Annotated in this window: 12 protein-coding genes; 6 read left to right on the top strand and 6 right to left on the bottom strand. The window is 47.9% G+C overall.

Translation table 11 applies throughout. The annotated features are described in order from the left end of the window. Positions 1 to 53: 53 nt before the first annotated feature. Complete coding sequence (locus tag Pelsub_RS08605; protein ID WP_158675047.1) at positions 54 to 1,973, bottom strand: amidohydrolase; 1,920 nt, start codon at positions 1,971 to 1,973, stop codon at positions 54 to 56. A gap of 495 nt (positions 1,974 to 2,468) precedes the next feature. On the opposite strand from Pelsub_RS08605, the gene Pelsub_RS08600 reads away from it, so the two are divergent. Together Pelsub_RS08600 and Pelsub_RS08595 are read left to right on the top strand one after the other, a co-directional pair. After that, on the top strand, positions 2,469 to 3,773 hold the full coding sequence (locus Pelsub_RS08600) for a PAN domain-containing protein (RefSeq protein ID WP_116224138.1): 1,305 nt from the start codon (positions 2,469 to 2,471) through the stop codon (positions 3,771 to 3,773). 259 nt (positions 3,774 to 4,032) lie between these two features. Next, the gene (locus tag Pelsub_RS08595) at positions 4,033 to 4,854 is read left to right on the top strand and encodes a RecB family exonuclease (protein WP_116224139.1); all 822 of its coding nucleotides are present in this window, start codon (positions 4,033 to 4,035) and stop codon (positions 4,852 to 4,854) included. Positions 4,855 to 5,043: 189 nt separating this feature from the next. Here the strand turns inward: Pelsub_RS08595 and Pelsub_RS08590 are convergent, their stop codons facing one another. Then, positions 5,044 to 8,385: a PAS domain S-box protein gene (locus Pelsub_RS08590; protein WP_126440464.1), complete on the bottom strand. Its 3,342-nt coding sequence runs from the start codon at positions 8,383 to 8,385 to the stop codon at positions 5,044 to 5,046. Between the two features lie 39 nt (positions 8,386 to 8,424). Next, a complete protein-coding gene (locus tag Pelsub_RS08585; protein WP_116224141.1) occupies positions 8,425 to 8,826 on the bottom strand; it encodes a hypothetical protein in 402 nt (133 codons plus the stop codon). A 317-nt stretch (positions 8,827 to 9,143) separates the two neighbouring features. Here Pelsub_RS08585 and ypfJ point away from each other — a divergent pair, with 317 nt between their 5' ends. Further along, positions 9,144 to 10,028 (top strand): KPN_02809 family neutral zinc metallopeptidase, encoded by an 885-nt coding sequence (gene ypfJ / locus Pelsub_RS08580; RefSeq protein ID WP_116224142.1) that lies wholly within the window; start codon positions 9,144 to 9,146, stop codon positions 10,026 to 10,028. A gap of 110 nt (positions 10,029 to 10,138) precedes the next feature. Here ypfJ and Pelsub_RS08575 read toward each other — a convergent pair whose 3' ends face one another. From Pelsub_RS08575 to Pelsub_RS08565, 3 genes are all read right to left on the bottom strand, one after another. After that, a complete protein-coding gene (locus Pelsub_RS08575) occupies positions 10,139 to 10,726 on the bottom strand; it encodes a YdeI/OmpD-associated family protein (protein ID WP_116224143.1) in 588 nt (195 codons plus the stop codon). A 12-nt stretch (positions 10,727 to 10,738) separates the two neighbouring features. Further along, positions 10,739 to 11,161 carry a DUF1801 domain-containing protein gene (locus tag Pelsub_RS08570; protein WP_116224144.1) on the bottom strand — a complete coding sequence of 141 codons (423 nt, stop codon included), beginning with the start codon at positions 11,159 to 11,161 and terminating at the stop codon, positions 10,739 to 10,741. Positions 11,162 to 11,384: 223 nt separating this feature from the next. After that, a complete protein-coding gene (locus Pelsub_RS08565; RefSeq protein ID WP_198418327.1) occupies positions 11,385 to 12,404 on the bottom strand; it encodes an LLM class flavin-dependent oxidoreductase in 1,020 nt (339 codons plus the stop codon). Positions 12,405 to 12,625: 221 nt separating this feature from the next. Between Pelsub_RS08565 and Pelsub_RS08560 the strand changes: the two genes are divergently transcribed. Genes Pelsub_RS08560 through Pelsub_RS08550 form a run of 3 tightly spaced genes read left to right on the top strand, consistent with a single transcriptional unit; the run spans position 12,626 to position 16,018 of the window. Continuing rightward, a complete protein-coding gene (locus tag Pelsub_RS08560; protein WP_158675046.1) occupies positions 12,626 to 13,249 on the top strand; it encodes a helix-turn-helix domain-containing protein in 624 nt (207 codons plus the stop codon). A gap of 51 nt (positions 13,250 to 13,300) precedes the next feature. Beyond that, positions 13,301 to 14,680: a dihydropyrimidinase gene (gene hydA, locus Pelsub_RS08555; RefSeq protein WP_116224147.1), complete on the top strand. Its 1,380-nt coding sequence runs from the start codon at positions 13,301 to 13,303 to the stop codon at positions 14,678 to 14,680. Positions 14,681 to 14,689: 9 nt separating this feature from the next. Next, complete coding sequence (locus Pelsub_RS08550) at positions 14,690 to 16,018, top strand: amidohydrolase family protein (protein WP_116224148.1); 1,329 nt, start codon at positions 14,690 to 14,692, stop codon at positions 16,016 to 16,018. Position 16,019 lies beyond the last annotated feature (1 nt).

Here is a 16,019-nt window from a genome sequence, read left to right as displayed (position 1 = left end):
ATGGGGTGCAGTAGTTCCGTGTTTTACCGGGAAAAGCCTAAGGCTTTTCTCATTTATGGACAAAATTGCGAATATTCGGGCATGCAATACTCCACCTTGCCGCCGACCATGGTCGTAAGCACCTGAATGTCCAAAATAGCCTCGTCATCTACCTTGGTAGGGTTATCGGACAGGATGATCAGGTCAGCCAGCTTCTCCTTTTCAAGACTGCCGATCTCATGGTCGCGGCGGATAGCATACGCGCTGCCGATGGTCATGAATTCAAGCGCTTCATCGATGTTCATCAGACCATCCACCCCCCAATCCGGCGGTTCGCAAAATGTTCCGTCAGCTTTCTGCTCCCGGCGGGTTACGAATCCAAAAATATTTTTCATTTGCTCCGGCAGCGGGCTGATCCCTGGCGAATCGGAATGCCAGGCAAAATGAACATCCGGATTCGCGTCGATCAATTTTCGGAAAGCCCATTCCATATGTGCGTATTCTTCCGGTGTCGAATATTGAAATTGGGAGCTTTCCCCCGAGAAGTAACAGGCCAGGTAATAGCCAAAGATCACCGTCACCGCGTCCACCTCGCCGAAGCGTGCGAACATATCATCTCTTAAAAGCGTATTATGTTCCAGGCGATGATGAAGTGTGTTCGGACCCCCATCCAACACCGCTTCCAGTGCGTCCAGGTTGACATCGATCGCGCGGTCGCCCAATCCATGGATCGCCACCTGGTAGCCGTGGTCCTGAGCTTCCTGAATTAATTCGGTCAAGCTATCGACGTCTTGATAGAGGTCTCCATAACTTTCATCGGGATATGGAAAACTGCGGGCGGGACTACCGCAGGATCCGCCGTCACTGAATATCTTAACACCTGGAATCTGCAGCAAGGCGCCATCCTTCATCATCGATGGATAATCCGGCCAATACCACTCTGTAAGGTCCACTCCACAGTTATCGGTGCGCATAAGATACAAACTGATTCTCATACGTTGCAGCCCCGCCTGATTAAATTCGAGAAAGTCGTTAAGCAGGGTTCTGTCCACAAACGTCTCGGCAGTTGAGGTAATTCCATGGGATAAGAGAAATTGCTGGCCGGTTTCGAAGTTCTCACGCCAGATATTCTGGAATGAATGGTCATGCGCATTGATAAAACCCGGCATCAGCGTTTTTCCCTGCAAATTGATATAAGTGGAATTCGGATTCGCGTTTGTTAATATTTCTTCGTCGCTGCTAACCGCCCGGATCTTGCTCTCTCGGATTTCGATGGCCGTCGCCGGCGGGTTTTCGGTCATTGTTAGAAGCTGCCCATTGTAATAAATTGTGGAATGAGGGATCTGTCTTGTTGAATCGAATGGCAATTCCTCCGGGAATAAAACTTCATCCGTTAGCAGCGTGACCTTTACCCGCCGAATCGTCTCAGCGCCATCGGAACGGTCCCAAATGCGGAAGTCGCCACCATACTGGCGGTTTGCGAAAAATGCGTCGTCCAGGACGATCTTGGCGGTCTTGAATTCACCGCTGCCGGTCTTGGTCACGACCTCGGAATCCGTGAAGATATTCCCGTCTGACCGCTCGCCATAAAAAGAATCGTACTGCACATTGAATGTATCTGTGCCATTGTCGAGATATTCAATCTCGATCTTGACGTTTGGAGTTGGTTTGCCGGCGAACATCAGTTCATCGTCAACGTTAAAACGCATGGCGCAATCTGGATCAGTATTCTCATCCACAGCCGGCAGCACTTCTCCATTGCCCGTGACATATACTTTTTCGCCTGTTCTGCCCAAAGCGACCATTTTGACGTCCACGTCGCCGCCATGGTCCAGGATCAACCCGCCGAAGGGATGGTCTGCGTCAAAGAGCGCAACATTTTTTTCTTCTACAGCTGCAGCGTCTTTTGGCTGACAGGCATCACAACTTGTGATCGAAGTGAGAAAAATAATGCCAACGAAAAAATACGATAAGAAATTTTGATATTTCGCCATATAAACCCGCCCATTTGTTATACGCATAGTTTATTTAGTATGGTTTAACAAACATTGTATAACAAACCGCATCCAGTTCCAACTACCTTTTTCATCGGATTGCTTTCCTGATTTGTTTGTGTTTAGGGGGGATAGAGTAGATAAAGCCGCTTGAGATTGGCAGAAAGCTACCAGCACCTGTTTGAGGAATGATTTCATGGCAACGTCTTTTTAAAGAAACCGGCCATTTACAATACTTTTAATATCGTTCCTACTATCGCAAAATCTTGGAAAAAACATTTCCAGTTATGAAATGACCAAAACAACTTTCCTTTTTTCGTGGAAATTATGCCGCACCCAAAATTATTATTTTTCCTTTTTATTACCTATACAGATAAATATTTTTTGAAATTAATAGTTGAAAAGCGTATTCTTTTTTTATACAATATTGTCAGTACTGTTATTTTATATAAGAAGATGATTAAGGTTTATTCGAACAATCCGTAGGAGGAAATTATGAACAGTCATAAATTTCTATCCATTTTCATCGCTTGTTTAACGGTTTTTATCTTCAGTGATGTGACATCCGTAGGCGCAGAATCCCAAACAAATCGCGATATAACGGTAGAACCATCTTTATATGAGGGGGACTCGGATGAAGACGGGATTAATGACGCAACAGAACTTATGCTCGCAAGGAAATACACACCTTATTTAATTTTTGATGAAGACGAACAGGAAAATGTCGGTACAATCATGCAGCTCCATCAAGTCTCACCCATCCTTCACCATAGCGGAAAGGAAGGTGCCATGTTGGTTTATGTCTTTCTATATGACATGGACAACGGTGCTGATTTCGACAGGAGTTGGACCGATTGGTTTACCAGCCCGATCGATTCTGCAGCCGGTTTGATCATGGATCCATTTGACCAATTTTTTGGGAAACATTGTGGTGATACTGAAGCGATCTATTTCTTTGTCGCGAATTATGGAAATTGGACAAATACCCGCCTGGAGAGTATTTACTGGAAAAGGCATTATGATCCTTACACGGAAACGAGCGAGAATGCCGTAATGTATCGAGATGTGAACGATGGCTTTGGCGCCACGCATCCGATCATATATGTATCAGAGGATAAGCATGGAATGTACCCAAGTCACGATGCATGCGAGAATTATAAAACGGACGTGGTACAGGAAAAATTGGAAAGCGCCGCTGGTTACCTGGTACCCAGCGTATTGGAAGATTTTATTTACATCCCGGTAACACCGAAAATGGAAGACTGCAGCGGCGGGGCAGAAATGATCGTAGATGTGTCATTCGCCTATAACGTTGGAGAAGCCAAATCAAATTCCACCATGAATCGGCGCATATTGGACGGATCGATATATGCCGGTTACGATCCCTGGGATAACGTGGAGTTTCTGGGGCGAACGGATTATGTAAAAATCTGTGATAGCGCAGCCGGCGGGATTGGCGGAAAATGGTGTGGAAACCCATATCCTTCTTCAGAAAGTCATCCCTGCGATAGTGACAATTGGTGGTTCCCCTCTTCTTCATCTTCATCCTCATTGGGAGAATGCATGAACCCCAATACAGATCGCTATGGTTCCGACTATTTCAGCTTCCTATTGGATGGGTATGATGCCACGCCTTGTATGCAGGCCTGCGTAAACGACCCCAACTGTGTATCCTACTCATTTGTTTTTCCGGGAAACCAGGGCGGCGAGCAAGCAGTTTGTTATCTAAAAAATGCCGCGCCGGAGGAGTATTTCAACGATCAATGTGTATCGGGTCTGAGGGCCAATTGCTTGAATTAGGTCAGTTCTGTAATGATTGAGGAAAAGCGCCCTGGAATAATCCGGGGTGCTTTTTATTATTTTTAGTGGTATTTTTATTTCTTTGGAAACTATGGATACTATTCGGGGATAATTCAAGAAAAAAATGGCGCAATAGGCTATGTACTTTGTTTTGTCCATACCCGAATTTTTTTGGTGCGAGAATTCGGAAGTACTGTAAAATACATGTTGATGCTTGCCAAAATTCTTATCACCCCAACTTTTCCTCAATAAGACTCTGATGAATTTCCAAGACACTTATTCCACTCTCCAAACTATCCTCACGCAGGTGAATAATGACAGCGACCTTTTTGTCCAGGTTCTGCACCATCAGCAGCTTTCCTATCTCAGCTACAGCCAGATCACGACCGTGGAGTTCTGCCAGCAGCGTTATTACCTGCAATATATCCTCGACCAGCAGCCCGATCCCCTGCCGGATTATTTCACCAAGGGTAAATTACTGCATCAACTCATCGCGCAAAGCTATCAAGGCGATATGGATGGCGCAGTTGTTTCTTTGGAAGGATTACAGGCGCAATTAGCTGCGTCTGATGAATTTTGTGATCGAGCTCACCTCCTCAACGCCCTGAACCTGCACCAGCAGCACCGCTGGCAGGTGGAACGCGTACTGGCGGTCGAACATCCCTTCGCTATCTTGCTGGCAGAAGATCTGCCCCCATTAGTGGGTGTCATTGACCTGGTTTTACGGGATGGGGATGCTATCATCCTGGTAGATCACAAGACCGGCCGGAATTTTTACCCGTATGATGAGCTGCAGGTAGCTATCTATGCGCACTATATCCGATCCATCTACCCGGATTACGATTGCCGGCTGTATTACGACCATTACCGCTGGGTGAACAATCTGCAACGTATCCGCAAGCCGGCTTTCCAACGCACGATGGTGCAGATGCAGCCCGCACTGGATGCCCTCTACCGCCAGCGCATAAGCGCAGCTGCGGGAGTCATTCAATGCCTGCGAGAAGGAGCAGCGCCCAGCCATACCGGCGAGTGCTTCCGCTGCCCGTTCCAAAAGAACTGTAAATTCAGTTATCGGAAATAACGGTATTAATAATATTCTTAAAGTTTATAAAAATACCTGTTGAAAGACCCTTATCGATTATTAAGCAATCCGCCCGTCATAAATAGATATTGGGAAGCAAAACCGTATTCTTTTAAATACTGGCTGCGATTGGTCTACCATCCTACAAGATTTTGACTGGCCTAAAACTCCCGATTAGCAGCGCACCCCTTACGTGATATAGAGATCCTCGGTTGTCAGTTCAGAAGGAAATTTGAATCCATTTTTAAAACTTTTTAAGCAGGCATTAACTACGTCAGAATCAAATAGTATTCCCTGTTCGTTTGTAATCTCATTCAATGCCAGGTCAATACCTAACGCCGGGCGGTAAGGACGATGAGAAGCCATGGCTTCCACAACATCTGCCACACCCAAAATCCTGGCTTCAAGCATGATTTCATCACCTTTTAGCCCCTGCGGATAACCTGACCCGTTTATTCTCTCATGGTGCTGTAAAACGATCTTGGCAAGAGGCCAAGGGAAATCAATATTTTTCAACAGATCATATCCGATTCGAGAGTGGGTTTTGATCATTTCATATTCAAGATCCGTGATTCTACCCGGTTTGCTGAGAATCTCAGCCGGTACGCGGACCTTCCCCAAGTCATGAATTGTCGCTGCCATTCTGATCCCTTCAACTTGATCCCTGGCAAGGCCCAACTCAACAGCAATAACTGCAGCTAACGCAGCAACTCGTTTTTGGTGGCCGGCCGTGTATGGATCCCGTACCTCAACAGTCGCCGCGATTGTATTGATGGTTCCCTCAACTGCTTTTGTCAGGTTTTGCACTAATTCAACTTTCTTCCATGCAGCAGATAATTGGTCGGCGAAGGCAGTAGCAGCAGGGACATCCTCCAAAGTCAGGTTACCTGACTGCATTGAGAATATACCAATAACCTGTTCTTCATTGATCAAAGGAACTGAAATACTTGTTGTAATATGTAAGATTTTTTCTATCTGAGGGGATAACTTCCTGATAGCTTTGGGCAGCATTTGTCCTATCAGTTGATCCGTTTTTTCCGAAAAATATGTCTTTTTCTCTCTGATCACTTCTCGGATAAAATCAACCGAATCAATTTTTACGGAATAATTCTCAGGCTTAATTCCTGTTAGCTTTATTGCAGTTTTGAGGGCTGCCGAATCGTAGCTTAAGAAATTCAAATATAAGTATTGCTTTGTCTCATCCGATTCCATAATATAACAAGAGATACCCAATTTTCTGAGCTCTTTTGCGATGGCGTCAAAAATATCCTTATGTGCAAGTGCGGTACTCATCGTTGTCGAGGCCTTGTTGAGCACTTTCAACAGTTTATCTGTACGCATTCGCTCAGTGATGTCTTCACCAAATGATTGATAATTTAGTAAGTGGCCTTTTTTGTTAAATAGGGCGCGATTTGTCCAACGAAGATGGCGAATTTCTCCCGCATGATTTATATTTTCATTTTCCAATACCTGGATCGGTGATTCACTGGTTAGCGATTTGATTTTTGACCAAATTGATTCTCTATTTTGCCTGGCAATTGTTTCTTGAATATTCGCACCGATCAATTGATCAAGCGTTTTCCCAAAGAATTTACAATACTCATAATTCGCAAATGTGATCGTTCCATCTGCTGAAAATCTACAAATCATCCCGGGAGAGTCTTCGACGACTGAGCGGTATTGTTCTTCGCTTTGTCTTAGTTTCTCTTCCGAAAGTTTACGTTCAGTAATGTCCGTAACGAAACCTAAAAACTGATCGTTGGGTATAGTAACGGCATCTAACCTTACATTGATTATGGAACCATCCTTTTTTTTCAGTCCTGTTTCAATGCTTTTTCTTCCTACTTCTTTGAGATGCTTGAAATTCTCGATAGAATCTTCTTCATCCGAAATATCAGGAATAGACAGTGCCAGTAATTCATCGCGGCTATAACCTAATAATTTGCATGCGTTTGGATTGACATCAATATACTCACCTTTATCATTAGCAATAAAGATTCCAAGCGGCGCATGCTCAATATATGTTCTGTGTCGTTTTTCTGATTCCAGAAGGGCTTTTTCAGTAATTTGTTGTTTGGTTATGTCACTGATCACACCGGTTACTTTTACAGGCTTGCCCTGCGCATCTCTTTCCACCTCGGCAATTGAATGGATCGTCTTCCGAATCTCTTTATCAAAAGTGAGAATATCAAAAATCAGGTCATACTTTTTATTGTGTTCGATCAGGTCGATCAGCGCCTGATGAACGCGTTCCCTTTCAGGAATACAGCCTTCCACGTTCTCAGTCGTGAATTTTTCTTGGTCCATGCTAAAACCATAGATCCTTCTGGCTTCTTCAGAACCCCAAAATTCAGCGGTCTCAGGGTAAAACTCCCAGTTTCCAACTAATCCGATCCGCTGCGCTTCCTCATAACGTTTCTGATTTTTTCTGAGCGTTTCCTCAATCTGTTTTCTCGATGTTATGTCCCGTGTGTTCAGGACCAACCCAACTACTGTTTTGTTAATCGTTCTCCGCACTGCTTTAGTCTCATAACAAAATGTAAGTCCGCTTGCGGTGCGGTATTGGGTTTCATATATCGCATCAAAGCCAGTTTTTAGCACGTTCTTTAGGATTTTCTTGATTTCCGATTGTTTTTCCTCTTCTACAAAATCAACAATATTTCTACCTATTAGATCATCTACTTTCAAATCAGGTAATGGCCGGTTAACAAACTCAATTTTTAGGTCAATATCCACCAGCAGAATAAAATCCGGGGTACTAAATAGTACTGATCGAAAACGTTCCTCGCTTTCCAGTAATGCTTTTTCTTTTTGTTTCTGCTCAGTAACATCTCTTCCATAAGCATTGACATATCCCTTTTCATGTATAGGTGCCAATATAAAAGAAAGGAGCCTATCTTCACATGATGTCTCAATTTCGAGATACGCATCAGACTGAAAAGAATTGAATATGTTTTCAATCCATTCTTTTGGTGCTTTCTCCCCGACTGATCTGCCCCATTCTCTCAATAATGCTGCACTGCTCTTGCTTGCGTACAGCAGTGTTCCTTCTTTTGAAAAACGCAGGACTGGATTGGGATTCTCGTCCGGGAATCTTGAAAGGTCCTGGATCCGCTCTTCAAATTGTCTCCGCTCAGTGATGTCATGAATGATAGAAAATAAAATATCTTGCCCATTGATAGAAATAGGTGTTGAATGGACTTCGACCAAACGAATTTCGTTATTGCTTAATTTATGCTCAAATGTAAAGAAATTTTTATTTCTTTTTAACGCGAGGTTCCTCTCTTTTTCAACCGCTTCATCAGGAAGACAATTTATCTCCTGAATTTTCATTGAGGTCAATTTCGTTTTGGGATAGCCGTAAAACAATACCGCCTCATTATTCGCATCGATGATCTGTCCGGTTTTTGGCTCTATCAACAGCATGATGGCTTTATGTTGGACAAACATCGAATAAAAAAGTTCTTCTTTTTCTCGCAATGTTTTCTCCACCTGATTATGCTCAACCACATAACTCAAACGGTCTGCCACCTCATCTATCAGTGTGCGCTCCTCTTGCAGGAATGGTCCTTAATCTTCTTCTGGTCGTTCTTCAAGATAATAAACCTCAACTGACCCAATCTGTTTACGCGCTTCGCAGATCTTGCTAGCCAACCTCCATTTTGTCTCACAGAAATTATCAGTTCTATATTCTGTATCTTCCAGCAATATCCGGGCGCAGGTAATTTGAGGATACTGCCAGGCAGGTGGTAGAAGATTCACACTTCCCTGAAGTATTTCAGCAAATGAGATTCCTGGTGTCCTGATCAAATCCGAAATACTATACAGGCAATTTAATTCTTTGACGCGCTCGCTAAGATTGCGTGATGCTTTTCTAGGGGGGGATTCATCTTGAATCCCCTGCATTTTTTCAAGCTGTGTTTGCAGGGCTCTAATTTCAGCCGCTAATTGAGCTTTAGTTTGCTTACTCATTTTTTTAATTATTTATTTTACAATTTTTCCTGTTTCTTAATTATACAAGTCTTTTCCTTTGAATCTACGCGCTCCAATTTTCCAACTCGTTATTTTTCCTAGCTTTATTTTCAAATCTATTTTGGGAGAAAATTGATAATCCCAGCAACCAGCGGGAACTTATATATTCACTCGATTGCTTCTCTTACAAATTACAATTTCATTTAATAAAAACATTCCCAAACCAATATCTATTGACTTAATATGAGGTTTCAGAGTTTAATTGTATAGATTCATTTTACGTAAACTTAAAATAAAATACTGAAAGGAAATGATTAATGCCTTTTAATGAGAATAAACGATTAGATCCTTCTCAAATCCAGGACCGCCGCGGCCGCAATACCGGACGCAATGTCGCCGTTGGTGCCGGCGGCTTGGGTATCATTATCTACCTGCTCTCCATGGTGCTGGGTGTGGACCTGACCCAACTGGTAGATCCAAACGCACTTACGTCTTCAAGCTCGCAGACTTATAGTGAGGATATCTACGATTTGGAAGCCGAATGCCAAACCGGAGCGGACGCCAATGAGCGCCAGGACTGCCGCATTGTTGGTTACGTCAACAGCATCCAGGCCTTTTGGACGGACGAATTGGCATCATACGGAGTGGAATACATCCCTGCGCAAACCGTATTGTTCAGCGAAGTGACCCAGGGTGCCTGCGGGTACGCATCCGGCGCCTCCGGCCCGTTCTACTGCCCCAGCGACCAGATGGTCTACCTTGACTTGTCCTTCTTTGAAACACTGCAATCGAAGTTTGGCGCGCAGGGCGGCCCCTTCGCGGAGGCTTACGTCCTCTCGCACGAATACGGTCATCACGTTCAGGATATTCTTGGCGCATTGGATAGCTCATCCATTCAGGGCAGTAGCGGCCCGCAGAGCATGTCCGTGTTCACTGAATTACAGGCTGACTGCCTGGCCGGTATTTGGGCCAACCACGCCACCGAGACCGGCTATCTGGAATCCATCACCAGAGAGGAAATTTTACAAAGTCTGGATGCCGCCGCGTCCGTGGGTGATGACCGTATCCAAAAGCAAACACAGGGATACGTCTATCCTGAAGCCTGGACACACGGCTCGTCTGAGCAGCGCCAGGCGGCTTTCTATGACGGCTTTCAATCCGGTGACGTTAACACCTGCAACACCCCCGGCTGGGAGGACTGATCCGTAGTACCAATACCCTCACCGGGTGAACCAGAATATTGAAAAAGGTGGCTTTGAAAGCCACCTTTTATTTTTGGGAATTCTTTTTGAGATCAGCGCAAAAGAAAAGTCTACTCGTTCAACCCTATGCCAGCCAGGATGCGCTCACGGGACTTCTCGATACGCGCTTCACGTGTAGCTGCCTGCTTGGCCTGAGAAAAATACAGTTGATAGGCATGCTGCCGCCCCGGGGTCAACGCTTCGAAGGCTTTTTTCAATTCCGGGTCATTCCTGAATTTTGCTTTCAATTCATCCGGCATAGGGAAGTCTTCGGTTTTCTTGAGTTCCAACTTTATCCCGGACTTCTCTACATCGATGGCCTCCTGGATGTAAGCTTTCAAAGAAGGTTCCAGGTCAACGATCTCCTGCAGGTTACGGAAGCGCACCTGACGGGCCGCTTGCACTTGTTCGGTCTGCTGTACCAAAATGCCCTTGGGGTCTTTCAATAATGCACCTTTGATAAACAGCAGCGCGCAATAATCCTTGAACCCGTGGATGAGCACGACGTTGCTGCCATCGGACGTGTAACAGGGATGCATCCACTTGAAATCCTCATCCAGTCCGCTGGACAGCACGATCTCTCTTAATTTCCGGTATTCAGCCTGCCAGGGGCTGGCTTTTTGCATAAATGTGTCCACTTTTAGATTTTTATCGCCCATGATTATTCACCTTTAGGAAATCCAGCCCGGAATGGCCGCGGCCTGCCGGATCCATTCTCCCAGTTGTTTTTCATCCAGTGGTTTATCTTCATAGATGTCGAAGTAACGCACGTCATCCTGTTTGGATAAACCCGGCGGAGTGGGATTTAGCAACGCGCCCTTAAAGAACGCAATGCGTACGAATTTGGTGAAGCAATGGTAATTGAGGAACCAGCCCTGCCCTTCAACACCATAAAAGGGCGAGTTCCACTTCACCGCTTTGCGTACGTTGGGTACGTGCTTCGCGATCAGATCATCCACTTTACGGCCAACATCGTGTTTCCAACCCGGCATGGCCGCAATATAAGCCTGCACCGGTTCATCCCCGTCCCCTTTCGGGATCTGCGGGTTGCCGCCGGAAAGTAAAGTAACCGTTCCTGTTTTTTGTTCAGCCATTCTCTTTCCTGTCACATTTCTTTTTTCATTTTTTAATCAAGCAAGACAATGCTTGATCATTTTCATTTTTTTATCTTATGCTTTTTGTATTTTTGTATACATTAGAGATATATATACTTTTTAGGACTGGCGCAAAAATATTTAATAAAAAAAACCGCCATCTGGAATGAATCCATCAGCGGTTTTTGTATTCGATGAACTATTTATCAGATCGTTCTAAGATCTACTTCCAATCGGCAAAGGCATCCACAACCGGTTTGATATCGTCCATCATCGGGTAAAGGATCGGGCAGGTAACACCTGCTTCGATATACTGGGCCACTTTTTCCTGGCATTCTTTGGTCGTGCCGACTGCCATGATGTTGCGCACGACCTCATCCGGGATGACCTTGCTGGCTTTGATGTAATCCTCTTCGGTAGCCGGCCAGCCCATGATGGCCTGCACTTTGGCGAGCAATTCATCGCTGACGCCGCTGGCTTTCATGATGTGCGGTTCGGTGGCGAAGTAGTAAGCCGCCAGTTTTTTGCCTTCCAGCATGGCGGCATCCGGGTTCTCGTCAGACAGGCAGCACACAATCAGTTCAGGGCGGTCCACGTCAGCAAGGGTCTTGCCGGCTTTTTGAGCGCCTTTCTCGACCAGTTTGACGGCGTTGCGGATGTAATCTACGGAAACCATGTAATTGAGCAGCACACCGTCGCAGATCTCGCCGGTCATTTCCAGCATCTTGGAGCCGGTTGCGCCGATGTACAGCGGGATATCGCGCGGAGAGGTATCGCCAAAAGCCACGTCTAACCGCACACGGTCCAGGTTGACGAAATCACCCTGATAGGTCACTTCTTCCATGGTGAACAATTCGCGGATGGCTTCGATGTGCTCGCGCATGGCCTGCAGCGGTTTATGGCGATTCACACCAACGCGTCCAGCAATGGGTTCCCACCAGGCACCCAGTCCCAGCATCACCCGCCCGCGTCCGTCTATCTTCCCACCCAGGTCCCACATAGTGCTCCAGGTGGCAGCAATCACTGCCGGGTTGCGCGTCCAGATGGGTAGAACGGCGGAACCGATGCGCAATTTCTTGGTGCTGTTCAGGAAAGCGCTCATCATCACGACGCAGTCGCGCGCCAGGCGTGTATCGGCCTGCCAGATCTCGCTAAAACCGCGATCTTCGGCATATTTGGCCATCTCCAGTTCATATTTAATGGGGTGTTTATCTTGCATGTAGAGGGCAAATCGAGCGGTCATCATTAACTCCTGTTTCTACCTGGTAAAAGGTTTCCGTTTAACTAACGGGATAATCTTTCTGAAAATCGAAAAACTCCCTGTATTGATTAAATTTATAGCAAAAACGCGATGCGGTGTCAAGCATTACTGTACACTTGCGTAGTAATACTTGACAAAGGGTCTTGTTTACTATATTTTTAATTGTATACATGAAGGTTATGAAGAACCATAGGAAAAAAAATATGTCGTTTGAACAGGATGAGATCGGCCAAAGGATAAAAGCCCGCCGGGAAGAATTGGGCTTCAGCATGCGCGAATTGGCCCGCCGCACCGGTCTATCCGCCTCTTTTATCAGCCAGGTCGAAAACAAGCGCACAAATGTCTCTTTGGATTCATTGCGCCTGATCGCCGAACAACTGGATATCTCTATCCACCATTTCTTTTCCGAACCCATTATCGACCAATCCTATTCCACCGCGGCCGCCAGCAATGAAAACAGTCCCCAAGCTGCGTCTGAGATGCAGTATTCCCCGATCGTGCGCGCCGGTTCCCGCCCGCGTTTGTATTTTCCGGATTTGGGCGTCAACTATGAGCTGCTGGTCAAAGATCTGACCCACACGATGGAACCCATCTTCGGCCGTCTGTCTCCAGGTTCAGGGAACATTGCCCGGCGCCTGCGCAAGCCTACTGAGGAATTCATCTTTGTTCTGGTCGGTAAGCTGCTGGTTGGCCTTGAGGATGAAGAACACATTCTTAATCCGGGTGATTCAATCTATTTTGAGGGCAACAAGTTGAATAAATTGGCGTGCGCTTCCGAGGACAGTGAAGTGGTCTGGCTATCGGTGATCACTCCGCCCGCGTTTTGAACCGACTGCACTAATTATTCAGAACTTGTGAGTGAATATGGGTAAAACGATATGAAATATGATTTGGTAATTGAAAACGGAACGCTGGTGACCGCCACAGATACATTTCAGGCGAGCATCGGGATTCGAGACGGCCAAATCGCGGCCATCGGTCAGGACCTGAGCGCCGACCAGGTGGTCGATGCCGCTGGATTATTAGTCCTGCCCGGCTTTATCGACCCGCACGTGCATTTGGACATGCCCACCCCGGCCGGCAACTCCAGCGATGATTGGTTCACCGGCACGCGCGCGGCCGCGTTCGGGGGCACCACCACCGTGATCGATTTTGTGGAAGCCGAGCGGGAAGAAACCCTGCTGCACGCGCTGGACGCCCGCCGCAACCTGGCTGCCAGTCAAGCAGTGATCGATTTCACCTTCCACATGACCCTCGACCGCACGAACGATAACACCCTGGCAGAGATCCCCGCTGTTATCGCGGCCGGTTTAACCTCTTTTAAGTGCTACACCACCTATGCCATGCGCCTGGATGACGCCCAACTGCTGAGCGCCTTGAAAGTAGTCGGGAACGCGGGCGGCCTGACCATCGTGCATTCCGAGAACGACGCCATCGTCAATCGTCTGCGCGCGGATTTCCTCGCCGTGGGTAAAACCGAACCGCGCTATCACCCCCTCAGCCGTCCCGCTGAATCCGAGGGAGAAGCTGTGGAACGCGTGCTGGCCCTTGCGCAGGTGGCCGGCGCGCCGGTGCTGATCGTGCACGTCTCCACCCGGCTCGGCGTGGAAGCCATCCAACGGGCGCAATCGCGCGGCCAGGCCGCTTATGGCGAAACCTGCCCGCAATACCTGCTGCTGACCGATGAAGCCTATTCCGCCCCCGGGTTTGAAGGAGCCAAGTTCATCTGCTCCCCGCCGCTGCGCAAGGCTGATGACCAGAACGCGCTTTGGAAAGTGCTTGCCGATGGTTCTTTCCGTGTGCTGGGTACGGACCATTGCCCGTTCTTTTACCACGGCACCAAAAATCTGGGCCGGCCTTTGGATGACCTGCCGCCTTTCACCCAAATCCCGGGAGGCATTCCCGGCATTGAAGCCCGCCCCTCCCTGCTTTACACGTATGGCGTGCGCACCGGCCGTCTATCGCTCAACCGCTGGGTGGACTTCTGTTCAACCGGCCCCGCGCAGACTTACAAACTTTATCCGCGCAAAGGCGCCCTGGTTACCGGCGCGGACGCGGATATCGTCCTGTTCGACCCGCATAAACCGGTCAAATTATCCACAGCGTTCCTGCACGAAAACGTTGATTACACCCCATACGAAGGTTTTGAGCTAAGCGGTTGGCCGGTCAAAGTCTTTTCGCGCGGCCAATTGATTATTGATCATGGTGAATATGTTGGCGCAGCTCCCCGCGGTCAATTCATCCCTCGAAAAATCTAGGAGAATTTAATGTCAGAAATGCTCATCTTGCCCCAATGGTTGATCACCAGCCCCAAAGAAGCCCCTAAAAAGGACTGGGGTGTCCGCGTGGTCGCGGATCAAATTACCGATGTCGCTTCTAATTCCGATCTGCGTAAGAAATACCCGTCCTACCCGGTCTGGGAAGCTCCCGGCCAGGTCCTCGCGCCCGGATTTGTGAATACCCATACACATTTATACGGCGTATTAGCCCACGGCATCCCCCTGAAGAAAGCCCCATCCGGTTTTTGGCCATTTCTTGAAGATTTCTGGTGGCCGCTGATCGAAGATCGCCTCGACCATGCCATGATCAACGCGGCCACGGATTACCGCTGCGCCACCATGCTTAAAAGCGGCGTAACCGGTTTTTATGACTGCACCGAAGGCCCGTACGCCTTGCCCGGCTGCTTGTTCTCGCAGGCGGACATTGTGCGCAAGTGGGGTCTGCGCGGCATCCTGTCTTTTGAAGCTACCCAACGCGTTTCAGAAGAGAACGCCCAACTGGGTTTGCGCGAAAACGTCGAGTTCACCAAAGCCTGCCAGGCTGCCGCCGATGCGCTCTTGTCCGGTTTAATCTGCCACCACACCACCTTCACCTGCTCGGCCGAATTCATTCGGCAAGCCTATCAGATCGCGCAGGACCTGGGTGTTCTTCTGCACGCGCACGTCTCCGAAGGCACTTACGAACCCGAACACGCCTTGAAGACTTTCGGGATGCGTACGGTACCCTATTATGACAAATTAGGCGTGGCCGGTGAGGGATTGCTGGCTTCCCAATGCGTGCAGATCGATGCCGATGAGGTCGCGCTGATGGCCGAACGCGGTGTGCGTATGACCCACATGCCCCTTTCCAATTGCGAGGTTGGCGGCGGCATCGCCCCCGTTCCCGAACTCGTCCAAGCTGGTGTGACCGTTGGCCTGGGCAGCGACGGTTACGTGGATGATTTCTTCGAGATTATGCGCGGCGCGTTCCTCATTCACAAGGCCAAGCACCAGGATCCGGGGGTCATGCCCGCCAATCTGGTCTGGTATCTGGCCACCGAGGGCGGCGCGCGCGCTTTGGGATTTGAAAAAGTCGGCCGTATCGAAACCGGCTGGCAGGCTGACCTGCAGCTGATCGACGCGGACCTGCCCACCCCCGTCCAGGATCACAACCTGTACGACCAACTGCTGCTCTATCGCAACGCCGGTGACGTCAAAGGCGTTTTAGTGGCGGGCGAAGTTAAAGTGAAAAACGGCCAAGTCCTCAACGCAGATTGGGACGCGCTGCACGCCAAAACGCGTGAAGCTGCTGATCGATTATGGGAAATGGCGAAGTGAT

Source organism: Pelolinea submarina, assembly GCF_003966975.1.
GTDB lineage: Bacteria > Chloroflexota > Anaerolineae > Anaerolineales > Anaerolineaceae > Pelolinea > Pelolinea submarina.
The sequence above is the reverse complement of the archived record's forward strand: the minus strand, read 5'-3'. Positions and strand labels throughout refer to the sequence as shown.